Raw genomic sequence first — 14,210 nt, forward strand, 5'->3', positions numbered from 1 at the left:
TATTATTATATAATTCCAAAAACTAATTGTCAATTATTTTTCGAAAATATTCTTTAATTGGAAAACTAAAATTATTTTCCTTCGTAAACTACTTTAAATACTTCTTTAAGTTCAGTTGGATTAGGGTATCTTGGATTAGTTTTAGTACATCCATCATTTATTGCTATATTAACAATATCTTCTAAATTACTTTCAAAATCTTTTCTTTCAACTTTAGCTTCTTTTAATGATGATTGTATATTTAAGTTTCTTTTTAATGTACAAATAGCTCTTATTAAAGATTTAACGCCCTCTCTAGCATTGTTACTGCTTGTTAAATTTAAGAATTTAGCTATTTCGGCATATCTTTTAGCTGTATCACTATACTCATTTCTGTTGAATTCTTTTAAATTTGCGTTATATTCTATAACATAAGGAAGCAATATAGCATTTGCTTTTCCATGTGGAATATGGAATCTTCCTCCTATTATATGAGCCATACTATGATTTATTCCTAATGATGCATTAGTAAATGCCATACCAGCTATACATGAGGCATTATGCATTTTTTCCCTTGCTTCTAGATCATTTCCATCTTTATATGCTCTTTCTAAATAACCAAAAACTAATTTAATAGCTTTTTCAGCTAAAGCATCACTATAATCTGAGCTTTCTGTAGATACATATGCTTCTATAGCATGAGTCAATACATCCATTCCTGTATCTGCTGTTATAAAATTCGGAGCAGTTTTTACTAAATTAGCATCTAATATAGCCATGTCTGGCACCATAGCCTCATCAACCAATGGATATTTAACGTTAAATTTTTTATCCGTTATAACAGAAAATGATGTTACTTCAGAACCTGTTCCACTGGTAGTTGGTATTGCTATAAATAATACTTTTTTGTCTGTTTTTTCTGAGTGTAATCCTTTATTTATCATATTTCTAAAATAACTAATTGCTTTTGCTGCATCAATTGCAGACCCTCCACCTAATGTTATTACAGCCTCTGGATCAAATTCATCCATAGCTTTAATTCCTTTAGATACTATTTCAAGTGGTGGATCTGGAACTATATCAGAAAAAACTTTATAATTTATTTTTGCAGCATCTAAATGATCTGTCACTTGATTTATTGCTCCTGATTTCACCATGAAAGGATCTGTTACTATAAATGCTTTTTTACAATTAATTTCACGAAGTTTTTCTAATTTTCCAACTCCAAAATAAACATTTGGTCCAACTTTAAAGTTACCCATATTTTCACTTCCTAACAATTTATTTTAAAAAACAAAAGCTCCCTAAGAAAATTCTTAAGGAGCATCATTACTCTTTTAAGTTTGCACATCATTGTACAAACATTTTATTTATTTTTTATATTTTATATTTTATAATCATATTTATTCCATGTCAATACACACTATCAAGTTATATTAAAATTTATTTTTATCGATTACCTCTTTTAGTTTGTCTGGGCAATTAGTTATTATCCCTTCAATTTTATATTTTATAAATTTTTCCATGTCTTTTTCGTCATTAATAGTATATAAATTTACGCCCATTTTTTTATTATGACATTTTAATATTTCCTTTTTGTCTGCAAATATATAATTAGGATGTATATATTCAAATTTATCTATTTTATATTTTTCCAAATCACTAACTATATATTCACAAAGAGCAGCAATTTTTATTTTAGGATATATTTTTTTTAATTCAATCATTGAATTGTGATTAAAACTTGAGACAATTATATTATCTTCAACTTTCGCATTTAATATTTCAAATAGTATCTCTTTTTCTATTCCTTTATATGGAATTATAGAATTTTTTATTTCTAAATTTATTTTTATATTTTTATCTTTAACATAACTTAAAAATTCTTTTAATGTAGGTATTTCTATATTTTTATATCTTTTATCCTTAAATTTACCTGCATCTAATTTTTTAAGTTCTTTATAAGTATAATCACATACCAATCCTACACCATCAGTAGTTCTATTTACATATTCATCATGTATAAGAACTAAAACTCCATCCTTCGTTCTTTGTATATCCGTTTCTATTCCAGTACATCCCATTTCTAATGCTTTTTCAAATGCAAGCATAGTATTCTCTGGATATATGAAACTCGCTCCTCTATGGGCATAATTTATAATCACTTTAAATCACCTCTAATATTAACAACTATTTTAATATAATTATAGTAAAAATTTATAAATTAATTGATTTTTTATTTTTTAATTATTAGTACAGATGATTTAAATTTTTGACCTTGCATAGGAATTATATCTAGTTCATTGAATTCTCCAATTGATTCTCCAATTTTTTCATTTTTAAATTCAGAAAAACCTATCTTTTTATATATTTGTAAAATTAATTGCTCTACAGACACAATTTCTGGATTTGGAAAATTCATATTAGCTGTAGCTATTGCTTTTAATTGATTATAATATTCATCTTTATCTGATACTAAAATTCTAGCGTCTAATACTAATCCTTTCCGTCTTAAAATTCTATAGCTTTCTTGCATAACTCTAGGTGATGATTGTGCCATATTTGGAAATCCATAATATGACGTTATACAATCAAAAGCACTATTTTTAAAGGGCAAATTTAAATAATCACATGCAATATAGGTAATTTTAGCTTTAGGGTTAATTTTTTTTATCATTTTCCTATTATACTTTAAAACGGCAAAGTTTAAATCCAATGATACTATATTAGGATTATGGGAAAATTTTTCAGCCATTCCTTCTAGAAGTATACTTCTACCAGAAGCTATGTCTAATATATTTTTATATTTTTTCTTCTGTATAATAGCATTCATATATTGTTTGGATAAATTTTGGAAATTCCTTAAATTGTTAGGAGTTTTATTTTCAATAGCTATATTAATATTTTCAAAATCTCTTTCAAAATAAAACTGTGCTAAATTAGATACATTTTTATTTTCTTTATAATGAAAATCTATAATCCCATGTTTTATATAAAATTTATGATTTTTTTCACAATTTAAAGTTCCTTCAATTATTTCTTCTCCTTCTTTTAAGTAAATTTTTCTTATATTAATCTTACTTCCACATCTAGGACAAACTAAAATATCTTCTACTTCCTTATACATACATACCCTCCTAATAATTATTTAGTTTGTACATAAAATTAATTATTGTTTTTACATACCTACTCACTATATATTTATATTAAACAACAACATCATTTGTTACATTTTTTTACAATATAAATTTAAAGTATTATAGTTATTTTTAAGAGTAATAACATTTATTTAAATTTCTAATGATTTTTTTTGTTTATTTGTCGCAATATTTTACATTTTTTTCACTGCTACTTTGATATAATTTTATATTATTACGATTTAAGGTGAGGATTTATGATAAATGATTATATAAAAGGCGAAACATCGGATTTATTTGAAACCATTGACGATTTAGACGAAATGGGTTTCTTTATATATGAAGTTCTTTTAAATACATTTGTACTTTCAAAAGGGTTATGTTCTATTTTATCTATAGAAAATACTAATAATTTTTCTTTTGATGAATTTATGGATAATTATATACACGAAGATGACCATTCCCTTATAACTTCTATAACTGCAACTCCTTCTGTCCCCAAATTTAAATTTAGGTTTAGACTAGTAGATAACTTTGGATTTATTCGTTATGTAGAAGCAAGTGGCAAAGGTATATTTGATAATGATAATAACTTAATAAAGTATTCAGGCATTATTAGAGATTTATCAGAGGAAAAATATTATGAGATGAGATTAAAATTTGCAGATAAACTTTTCTCAGAACTAATTAACAACTCCTATCAAATAGTTTATTCAATGTCTGAAGATGGATATTTTACTTCTTGTTCATCTAATGCATTTAAATATTTAGGTTATACTGTTAATGAAATTATAGGACAACATCAATGTATTTTTACAGACGATGCTACTAATGATATATTAACTGATTTAAGAAAAAAAGCCATTGAAACTGGTAAACCTCAAGAATTAGTTGATTATAAAATTTATCATAAAGATGGCTCTGTAAGGTTAAATACTACTACTTTGTTTTATATAAAAGATAAATACTTAAACACTGGAATGTTTTGGGGTGTTGTTAAAGATATTACAACCACTAAAATTATAGAAAATAAATTAAGTGAGAATGATAAAAAACTAAAGGACAGAGAAGAGTGGGAAAAAATCAAAAATGAATTTATCGCAAATATTTCCCATGAATTACGTACACCTGTAAATGTAATTTATTCTTCACTGCAACTTTTTGACTTATATATAAAAAATCAAGATGATTTGCAATTTAAAGGTAAAATTTCTTATTATTCTAAGATAATGAAACAAAATTGTTTTAGACTACTTAGACTTATAAACAATTTAATAGAGTGCTCCAAATTTGATGCTGGTATAGTTAACTTAGAAACCTACAAACTAGATTTAGTTACTTTAACTGCAAGCATTTGTTCATCAGTAGAAGAGTATACTTCTAAAAGAAATTTAACTTTAAATTTTAATACTATTATTCCATTTGCAATAATAGAAGGAAACTCAGAAAAACTTGAAATTGTTATTCTTAATCTTTTATCCAATGCTATAAAATTTTCAAAAGATTGTGGAACTATTGATGTATCATTATATATAAAAGAAAAAAATGTAATTTTATCAGTAAAGGATAATGGTATTGGAATTTCTAAAGATAAACAATCTAAAGTTTTTGATAGATTTATCCAAGCTGATCCTCTTTTCACAAGAACTAACGAAGGCAGTGGGATTGGACTTTCCGTTGTTAAATCTTTAGTAGAAACCCATAATGGCACCATTGATCTTATTAGTGAAGAAAATTTCGGTAGTGAATTTATTGTTACATTTCCACTAATTGCTACTACAAAAAATGATTTAGATAAAATAAATAGAGTCATCCATACTAATCATGCTGATCAAATAAATATTGCATTTTCTGATATTTATGATAATTAAAAAACGCTACCATCTTTTATGTAGCGTTTCTTTTAATTTCTATTTAATTTTAGTATTAATTTATATACTTCTTCTCCTTAAAACATCATAGTAAAATAAATTTCTAACATATGTACTAGATTATAATCTATTTATCTAATAAAATAAGCCATTAGAAAGCTTACTTAATTTATAAATATGTATGGTATTAATAATGATACTCCAAAATTTAATTTAGTATTTCTGTTCTAGTCAATTACACATTATAAGTCATAACTATATAGAATCCTGTTCCCTTATATCAATATAATCATTTTTGCAAATCCTTGCTTCTTCAAAAGTTGCCATATTCTCCATAGTATATAATGCTGCCTCCATTATATTAAAAGCCAATGGGCATCCAGATCCCTCACCTAATCTCATTTTTAAGTTTAATATAGGTTCTAGTTTTAATTCTTTCATAATATATATAGCTCCTGGCTCTGCTGATAAATGTGATGGAAACATATAATCTTTACAATTCTCATTCAATCTTTGTGCACAAAGTGCTGATATTGATGCTATAAATCCATCTATAACTATAGGAATTCTATATTTTGCAGCCCCTAAAAAGCATCCACAAAGTCCAGCTATATCATATCCTCCAACTTTCCCAATAACATCTATTATATCATTTTTATCAGGTTTATTTATCTCTATAGCTTTCTTAATTACATTTTTCTTATGATTTAATTGTTCATCTGTAAGTCCAGAACCTTTTCCTGTCACCTTATCCACATCTAGTCCAGATAATACACTTAAAACTGCTGCACTTGTAGTTGTATTTCCTATTCCCATTTCACCAGTTCCAAGAACTTTATATCCTTCTTTTGCTAATTTATCTACAATTTCAATTCCTGATTCTATAGCCTTAATTGTTTGCTCTTTCGTCATTGCAGGTTCTTTTGCCATGTTTTTAGTTCCATAAGAAATTTTTCTTTTTAAAATTTTTTCACTATTCATATCACATTTTATACCTAAATCTGCTATTGTAAGTTCTGTATTAGTAAATTTAGATAATGCACATACCCCTGTTATACCCTTAACAAAATTATAGGTTACAGTTTCAGTAACTTCTTGTGGACATGTACTTACTCCTTCATCTACTACACCATTATCTCCACAAATAATTATTATGTTTTTCTTAGATAACGTATTATAAACATCACCAGTTATACCTGATATTTTTACTGCTATCTCCTCTAATATTCCTAAACTTCCTATAGGTTTTGCTAAAGCATCTAATCTTTCCTTCGTTTTTATCATTACTTCCTTATAACTAGGCTCAATGCACTTTAATGTATTTTGTAAAATTTTCATAATACCCTTCCCCTTAACATATAAATTTATATTTTTAAATATTTTTTATTTGCCAATCTATTTGTTGCTTATTTAACGCAAGTAATATTTCATTTGCTTTTCTAAAATGATCACATCCAAAAAAACCTCTATTTGCTGATAATGGACTTGGATGTGCCGCCTTTAATATATAATGGCTTTGGTTAGTTATTAATTCAACTTTTTCCTTTGCATTATTTCCCCATAATATAAAGATAATAGGATCCTCTCTTTCATTTAAAATAGATATAATTTTATCGGTAAATATCTCCCAGCCTTTATTTTTATGAGAATTTGCTTCTCCACCCCTTACAGTTAATGATGTATTAAGCAATAATACACCCTGTTTAGACCAATCTACTAAAAATCCATTATTAGGTATGTAGCATCCTAACGTATTATTTAATTCTTTATATATGTTTAAAAGTGAAGGCGGTGTTTTAATGCCTTTCTCAACAGAAAATGCTAAGCCATGTGCCTGATTAGGCCCATGATATGGATCTTGACCTAATATTACTATTTTAGTATCCTTATATGACGTCAACTTTAGCGCCTCAAATATTTTATATTTATCTGGATAAATTGTATGATTATTATATTCTAATACAAGGAATCCTCTAAGTTTTTTATAGTATTCTTTTTCAAATTCTTCTTTTAATAATTCATCCCAATCATTATTAAATAGAACCATAAATCTCATTCCTTTCTTAAACTTTATTTTATTTTTTTATATACTAAAATTATAAACCAATAAATTGTTTTTTGCATAAATATTTTTATTTCCAATCACCATTTTTTGTAAGGTGCATATACTGATTTTAGAAACACTAATTAATGAGGTGCGATATGTATTTTAGGAATAATTCAGATAATTTAAATAATAAAAGTAACATATTAACCTTTGTAAGGTTATTACACGCATCTCCCGATGCGCCACCAGTAGATGTTTACGTAAATAATTTACCCTTAATAAAAGATTTTCATTATAAAGAATTCACAAATTACGTTAAACTATTACCTGGAAAATATAATATTAAAATTGTTAAAAGTAATAATCCTAGTGAAACTTTATATGATACCATTTTGGATATTCCTGAAAATAAAATTTTCACAATAGCTGCTATTGGAAAATTTCCAAATGATTTCGAACTATATCCAATTATAGAAAGCTATACTGGACCTGTTAATGATAATGAGGTAAAAATAAGAATAGTAAATTTAATACCTGAAAGTCCAAATTTAGATGTATCACTTAACGATAATGAAATAACTTTCAATGATTTAATGTATAAGGAGGTAGAAAATTATAAAGAAATACCTCCTAAAAAATACAGTTTTGATATAAAATTTCAAAATACAGACATTACTATGCTTTATATACCTAATGCACTTTTAAAACCTACTAAATTTTATACATTATATTTGGTAGGAATATTAGGTACTAAACCAGGTGTTGAAGGTTTAATTCCATTAGATGGAATTACATATTTGAACCATTATTCAGATATGTAAATTTTTTAGCAAGTATCTTTCAAACTGATTATAACAGTTTGAATTTCCCCCATAAAAAATTTATTTAATTTAATATTATTTTATGATTTAGACCTTATAAAGGTCTTATTTTTTTATATTTACCTAAATTATATAAAAAAAACACTAATAATACAAAATTAAATGTATTATTAGTGTTTTTCGTTACTCATACAAATCTTTATATATTATTTTAAATACTTCTAATGCCTCTTCTATTCTATCTTTAAGCAAATATTTCTTATGATGTAGTTCTTTTTCGCCTTCCTCTGTTAAATTATATATCTTTTGCATCTTCTTTTTTGAATCATCCCAGTTTCCCACTATAAGCTTTTTCTTTTCTAATTTTTTTAATAGTGGATATATGCCCCCTGTACTTGGGACCCATTTTCCATTAGTTCTTTCACCAATTTTATTAGATATATCATTTCCATTAGTTGCACCAATACTTAATATGTATAATACATATATTGGGAGCAAACCTTTAGTAAAAACTTGACCTACAGCTTCTTTTTCCTGTTGAACTTTTTTTAATTCATTCAATTTATTTTTATATTCCTCATATAATATACGCTCTTCCTCTTTTATATCCTTTATAGTAGCCATTTACTAAACCTCATAAAAAGCTATTCCTAAAAGTCCTGGACCTGAATGTAATCCTGCAACTGGGCTTATATCTCCACTAAAAAATATGTTATTAATATTAGGGTGATTTGATATTTCTTGTAAATACTTCTCTGCCTCTTCTTTGGCATCTCCATTACCTATATATACATCACACTTTTTATCATCTAATATTTTTTTACCTATTGATAACATTTTATTTATAGATTGTTTTCTTCCTCTTGCTTTATCATAAGTAGAATATTCTCCTTCTTCATCAACAAGAACTATAGGTTTTATATTTAATAATTCACCTATTACACCTGCAACTTTTCCTATTCTTCCACCTTTTTTTAAATATTCTAATGTACCTATTATAAAAAATGTTTTTATCTTGCTTCTAACTTCTATTAATTTTTCTACAATCTTCTCAAATTCTAATCCACTATTTATCATTTCTCCAGCTTCTTTTATTATAATAGTCTCTGCACATGATATACTCTTTGAATCTATTACTTCAGTCTTTATTGTTGGATAATCCTCACTTACAAGCCTTAAAGCATTATTTAATCCTGACAATTTGCTTGATATTGTAACTGCTATCACATGTGTATATCCTTCTTTTTCCAGCTGATTAAAAAGTACTCCCATATCTTTCATAGATGGTAATGAAGATGTAGGTGACTCCGTATCTAAAACTTTGTAAACATCATTTAAAGTTATATCTACTCCATCTCTATAATCCTTATCTTTTATAATTATTCTAAAGGGTAATACTTTTACATTGTATTTATCTATTACATCTTTTCTTATATCAGATGCACTATCTGTTATTAACGCTATTTTATTCATAAAAGTCCTCCTAATAGTATTTATATTATTTTACTAGTATTTATATTATTTTACCTATAATTTATTATATACTATTTTATACCTAATTATCAATAGTGATAATTAGCACTATTGATAATCATCGCTACTGATACACTTTAAATATTTATTATATTACAAAAAGACAAAGGCCTTAGCAATATATAATTACCACGACCTTCATCTTAACACATTAAATTAAATATAATAAATTTACTTGTTTAAGGCAAATTCTAAACTATTTTCACCAAAAAGTCTATACTTTACAATAAATTTGTTTGAAAATTTACTTTGAATAAATTTTTTTTATTAAAATTTACTTATTTTTTCAAAATTAATTTTATATTTTCATATAAAGATTCTTTTGATTCTGACACTATAAGCTCACCATCTACTCTAGCTATAAAATCCCAACTACATTTATCACAAGCTCCTATGCACTTATTTATTGTCGTTTCATGCTCTGGAAATTCTTTATCTATTCTTTCTTTTACATATTCAAATCCTGCATTACAAGCACAAAAACTTATTCTCTTTTTATTCATAAAAAGCTCCTTTTATATCATAAAAAATACCATTAATGCTAAAACCTCTGCTAATTCATTAACAGCACCTAAGGTATCCCCTGTTAATCCATTAATTTTAGAATTACAAAAACAATTAAATCCATATGCCATTATTAATACAGCTAATGTTATTGTGCAAGCCTCTCTAACATTTATAAAGATCAGTTCTAATGCTATAACTAATATTATAGTTAATACTAATTGACTTTTTTTTATTTTTCCTATAAATATATTTCCACTACCATTTTCTTTCGCTGGTTTTCCTATGGTAGAAATAAACACTATAGCCAATCTTCCTACAACTGGTGCAACTATTATTAATTCTGGAATGGAACTCTCTATTGCCAAACTAATTAAATTATATTTAAGTAATATATCCATAATTATAGCTACACATGAATAAACTCCAATTTGGCTATCTTTCATTATCTCTATAATCCTTCCTTTTCCACCTCTAAAAGCGAAGAAACCATCACATACATCGCCTAGTCCATCCATATGTAATGCACCTGTTAGTATAGCCGATGTTATTAATACTAAGATAGCTACTATTGTTGGAGGGAAAAAGTTTATCATTACTACATACACAACGTACTCTATAAGACCGATTATTAAAGCTATTATTGGGAAAAATATAGATCCCCTTATAAAATTTTCATTTGTGCACTCTAACTCCATATTTATAGGTATTCTTGTAAAAAATTGAACATATAATAAAAAATCATTCATATATTTTTTTATATAATTTTTCATAATACTCTCCTAATTATTTTAATTTTAAAGGCAATCCACAAGCCACAAAATAAACCTCATCACACAATTTTGCGATAAATTGATTAATTGAGCCTGCTATGTCTCTATATATTCTACTTAACTTATATTCTGGTATAAGCCCACTGCCAACTTCATTTGTAACCATTATTAAATTTTTATTACACTCTTTTGCTTTTACAATTAACTTTTCTACTTGAGCCTTTATAAGCTCTTCTATATGATCTGCTTCTTCTAATGATAAATCATCAAAATTTGTTTTTTCATTAAACATTAGATTTGTAACCATTATAGTAATGCAATCTAATAATATATTCTTTTCTTTGCTATTTTCTACAGCAATATGTAAATCTTTAAACCCTTCATATGTATTCCATTTACTATTTCTTCTTTCAATATGTTTATTTATTCTGCTTTCCATTTCTTTATCTGTTACTATAGCTGTAGCTATATATAAAACATCATTAGTATCTTTAAGTAGACTTTCTGCAAAACCACTTTTTCCACTTCTACTACCACCAGTTACTAAGACTATTTTTCCCATAAATTACACCTACCTTAAAATATTTATATTTAATTATTGAAATAAATTTTACAAAACATTATTGGGTATAATTCCTTCAATAAATAAATTGTTATATTCATATTTAATTATTGAAACATCTCCATTTTTAGAAGCAAATTTCCAAAACAATTCCATATTATCATCAGCAATATAACAATATATACTTCTAATTACCCCACTATGGGCAACTATTAAAACATTTTCATCATCTTCTTTTATAATCTTTTGAAAAAAACTTTTTACGCGAAAATACATATCTTTATAACTTTCACCTTCAGGTGGTTTAAAGCCAATCCAATCTTTTCCCCATTCATCGCATTCTTTTGTATATTCTGACTTTAACTCATCATACTTTTTACCTTCAAATGCTCCAAAATTTCTTTCATTTAATCTAGAATCTCTAATAATCTCATCATAATTAAACTTATCACATAATATTTCTTTTGCAGTTTGAATTGTTCTTTCTTTTTCGCTTACATAAACCTTATCTATTTTTTTATCTTTTAAAAAATTTCTTAGTTTTTCACACTGATATATTCCATAATCGGTCAACCCATTATCTATATCACCATAAAATTTTTCATCCTTATTTTCTTTAGTTTCTCCATGTCTAACTAAATATATATTCAATTTATCACCTTCTATGTACTTAAAACTTTTTAGTATTAGTTTATTTTTTAAGATTATAAACTTTAATTTTAAAACTGCCTTACATATCTTATATTACTGTTTTTTCTAATAAAAAACAAGGAACGATATAGTAAAAAATCTCTAACTTTAATTTATTATTATATATAGTGTTCCAAGTTGACTTTTAAAATTATCCATTCCAAAACTTGAATACCCAAAATAGTGAGACATGCTCCGAATCATTTAGAATTCAACACTGTATCTTGTATAAAAATATTTTAAAGTTATTGAATAAATTTAAACTGGAGCTTGTTTCCCTAAATAAATAACAAGAGCAATATAATTATAATTAATCATATTGCTCTTATTATTTATTTTAAACTATTATATATAATATCTAAATTTGACTTCATAGATTCCAAATAGCTTAAATTATCTTCTTTACTATGTAAAGTATAAATAGTAGCAGTTTTTCCATCTACTTCTTTTGCTAAAGTTTCTGACACTTGAGGACTAACTAAACTTTCCATAAATATAGTTTTTATATTTTTCTCTTTACATAAGTCTGTTAACTCTTTCATTTTTTTAGGTGACGGTTCTCCTTCTGCAAAAACTCCCTCAATACTAATTTGATTTAAATTAAAGTCTCTACAAAGATATGCAAAAGTTGCATGTCCTGTAACAAAATTTTTATTAGCTATTGAGTCAAATTTAACTTTATAATCTTTATATAAATTATCTAATTCATTGGCAAACGCAACATAATTTTCTTCATAATACTTACTATTAACATTATCAAGTTCAACTAAAGCATTTTTTATATTTTCACTTTGAATTTTTGCAGTAGTCAAACCTAACCATAAATGTGGGTCTACACCTAAATTTTCATGAGTATTTTCTGATTCTATATGTGAACTATCACCATTTTCCTCAGATATATTTATAAGATTAACTCCTTGTGATGTATCTATAACTTTTAATTTTTCATTCTTAATTGCTTTTATAACATCCTTACTCCAATGTTCCATACCTGCACCGTTCAGTACTAACATATCTGCATTTTCTAATTTTCTTAAATCTTTAGCTTTTGGTTCAAAATCATGTGGCTCTACGCCTTCAGGAATTATAGTATAAACATTAACCTTATCTTTACCTATTTCTTTTACAAACTCCTCCATAGCATAAAAACTTACTACAACATTTAATTTCCCATTTTGTGTTTCTATTTCTTCTTTTTTACCACTGCACCCTATTAGTGATAAAGTTATTATTATAATCATTGTATACGATATAACTTTTTTAAACATTTATTTTAAAATCCTCCACTAACTTATTAATTACAAATTTTCAATAGGTATTGCAAATCATTTGCGTTTATATTATTATAACATTTGTATTAATATATTCCAATAGTGTTTTTTCTAAATTTAAATTAAATAAAAATTCATTATAAATTTTGTACAAAAGATTTATTTTTATTCAATCAAAGTATTATTTTTCAATTTATTTTTTCTTTTCCGTTTTTTATTACATATTTTGGATATAATTATAGTAATTATGTCTTTTTTAATAAGATGTTTGGAGGTTTTTTATGATTTCAATAGATTCATTATCCTTTTCATATAACTGTAACAAAAATTATTTATTAAAGGATATAAATTTAAATATAAAAAGTGGTAGTTATGTTTCTATAATTGGTGAAAATGGCAGTGGAAAAACAACGTTAATTAAACTTATTTTAAATCTAATTAAGCCCAGTAAGGGCTCTATTTCTTTAAGTAGTAAAAATATATCCTATGTACCTCAAAGAATAACTAACTTAAATGCTGGTTTCCCTATAACTGTTTATGAGGTTTTAGATGTTCATAGAAAGGTCCTTAAAATTAAAGATAAAGATTGCATAATCAATGCTTTAAAATCAGTAAATATGTATAATTTCAAGGATTGCTTAATTGGTAGTTTGTCTGGAGGTCAACAACAAAAAATCCTTATTGCAAGAGCAATAATAAGTAAAAGTGATTTGATAATTTTAGATGAACCTTCTACTGCATTAGATGAACAAAGTACAAAAGATTTGTACTCTATTATTACAAAATTAAATAAAGAGGAATCAGTAACAATTTTATCTATAGAACATAACATTAAACTGGCTATTAAAAATTCATCTCATATTTTATATGTTAAAGATGGAAACGCACTACTTCATTCAACTAATGATAATCTTGATTTTTTATCATAAACTTTAAAATTATTTTTAATCTATAAAATTAATAGATTAACCTTAATATTACAATGTATAATATTTATACATAAATTTTATTATTTTGGAGGA

15 protein-coding genes are annotated in these 14,210 nt (G+C 25.6%); 3 read left to right on the plus strand and 12 right to left on the minus strand.

The annotated features are described in order from the left end of the window. Positions 1-71: 71 nt before the first annotated feature. The 3 genes from ACYUE0_RS08360 to ACYUE0_RS08370 form a co-directional block, all read right to left on the minus strand. On the minus strand, positions 72-1,241 hold the full coding sequence (locus ACYUE0_RS08360; RefSeq protein ID WP_460270192.1) for a 1-propanol dehydrogenase PduQ: 1,170 nt from the start codon (positions 1,239-1,241) through the stop codon (positions 72-74). Between the two features lie 174 nt (positions 1,242-1,415). Further along, positions 1,416-2,144, minus strand: coding sequence for a glycerophosphodiester phosphodiesterase (locus ACYUE0_RS08365; protein ID WP_460270193.1), 729 nt, complete (start codon positions 2,142-2,144; stop codon positions 1,416-1,418). A gap of 71 nt (positions 2,145-2,215) precedes the next feature. Further along, complete coding sequence (locus ACYUE0_RS08370; RefSeq protein WP_061996208.1) at positions 2,216-3,106, minus strand: class I SAM-dependent methyltransferase; 891 nt, start codon at positions 3,104-3,106, stop codon at positions 2,216-2,218. A 267-nt stretch (positions 3,107-3,373) separates the two neighbouring features. Between ACYUE0_RS08370 and ACYUE0_RS08375 the strand changes: the two genes are divergently transcribed. Then, positions 3,374-4,987: a sensor histidine kinase gene (locus ACYUE0_RS08375; RefSeq protein ID WP_061996207.1), complete on the plus strand. Its 1,614-nt coding sequence runs from the start codon at positions 3,374-3,376 to the stop codon at positions 4,985-4,987. 255 nt (positions 4,988-5,242) lie between these two features. Here ACYUE0_RS08375 and cobT read toward each other — a convergent pair whose 3' ends face one another. Together cobT and ACYUE0_RS08385 are read right to left on the minus strand one after the other, a co-directional pair. Then, positions 5,243-6,325, minus strand: a complete 1,083-nt coding sequence (gene cobT, locus ACYUE0_RS08380; RefSeq protein ID WP_460270196.1) for a nicotinate-nucleotide--dimethylbenzimidazole phosphoribosyltransferase — start codon at positions 6,323-6,325, stop codon at positions 5,243-5,245. A 34-nt stretch (positions 6,326-6,359) separates the two neighbouring features. Continuing rightward, complete coding sequence (locus tag ACYUE0_RS08385; RefSeq protein ID WP_460270197.1) at positions 6,360-7,034, minus strand: uracil-DNA glycosylase; 675 nt, start codon at positions 7,032-7,034, stop codon at positions 6,360-6,362. Between the two features lie 155 nt (positions 7,035-7,189). On the opposite strand from ACYUE0_RS08385, the gene ACYUE0_RS08390 reads away from it, so the two are divergent. Beyond that, positions 7,190-7,855, plus strand: coding sequence for a DUF4397 domain-containing protein (locus ACYUE0_RS08390; protein ID WP_199869769.1), 666 nt, complete (start codon positions 7,190-7,192; stop codon positions 7,853-7,855). Between the two features lie 183 nt (positions 7,856-8,038). Here the strand turns inward: ACYUE0_RS08390 and ACYUE0_RS08395 are convergent, their stop codons facing one another. The 7 genes from ACYUE0_RS08395 to ACYUE0_RS08425 all read right to left on the minus strand — a co-directional run bounded on the left by ACYUE0_RS08395 (position 8,039) and on the right by ACYUE0_RS08425 (position 13,185). Continuing rightward, positions 8,039-8,479 carry a PadR family transcriptional regulator gene (locus tag ACYUE0_RS08395; RefSeq protein ID WP_061996203.1) on the minus strand — a complete coding sequence of 147 codons (441 nt, stop codon included), beginning with the start codon at positions 8,477-8,479 and terminating at the stop codon, positions 8,039-8,041. Positions 8,480-8,482: 3 nt separating this feature from the next. Beyond that, entirely contained in the window at positions 8,483-9,328 is an 846-nt protein-coding gene (locus tag ACYUE0_RS08400) for a DegV family protein (RefSeq protein ID WP_061996202.1), read from the minus strand. Between the two features lie 338 nt (positions 9,329-9,666). Then, on the minus strand, positions 9,667-9,891 hold the full coding sequence (locus tag ACYUE0_RS08405) for a DUF1450 domain-containing protein (protein ID WP_061996201.1): 225 nt from the start codon (positions 9,889-9,891) through the stop codon (positions 9,667-9,669). A 12-nt stretch (positions 9,892-9,903) separates the two neighbouring features. Next, positions 9,904-10,665, minus strand: a complete 762-nt coding sequence (cobS, locus tag ACYUE0_RS08410; RefSeq protein ID WP_082761249.1) for an adenosylcobinamide-GDP ribazoletransferase — start codon at positions 10,663-10,665, stop codon at positions 9,904-9,906. A gap of 13 nt (positions 10,666-10,678) precedes the next feature. Further along, positions 10,679-11,227: a bifunctional adenosylcobinamide kinase/adenosylcobinamide-phosphate guanylyltransferase gene (cobU, locus tag ACYUE0_RS08415; RefSeq protein ID WP_061996200.1), complete on the minus strand. Its 549-nt coding sequence runs from the start codon at positions 11,225-11,227 to the stop codon at positions 10,679-10,681. Positions 11,228-11,275: 48 nt separating this feature from the next. Further along, positions 11,276-11,878 carry an alpha-ribazole phosphatase gene (cobC, locus tag ACYUE0_RS08420; protein ID WP_061996199.1) on the minus strand — a complete coding sequence of 201 codons (603 nt, stop codon included), beginning with the start codon at positions 11,876-11,878 and terminating at the stop codon, positions 11,276-11,278. A gap of 371 nt (positions 11,879-12,249) precedes the next feature. Further along, complete coding sequence (locus ACYUE0_RS08425; protein ID WP_460270199.1) at positions 12,250-13,185, minus strand: metal ABC transporter substrate-binding protein; 936 nt, start codon at positions 13,183-13,185, stop codon at positions 12,250-12,252. Between the two features lie 284 nt (positions 13,186-13,469). Between ACYUE0_RS08425 and ACYUE0_RS08430 the strand changes: the two genes are divergently transcribed. Then, positions 13,470-14,117, plus strand: coding sequence for a metal ABC transporter ATP-binding protein (locus ACYUE0_RS08430; RefSeq protein WP_199869766.1), 648 nt, complete (start codon positions 13,470-13,472; stop codon positions 14,115-14,117). The last annotated feature ends 93 nt before the right edge of the window (positions 14,118-14,210 follow it).

The organism is Clostridium sp. CTA-19, assembly GCF_054767855.1.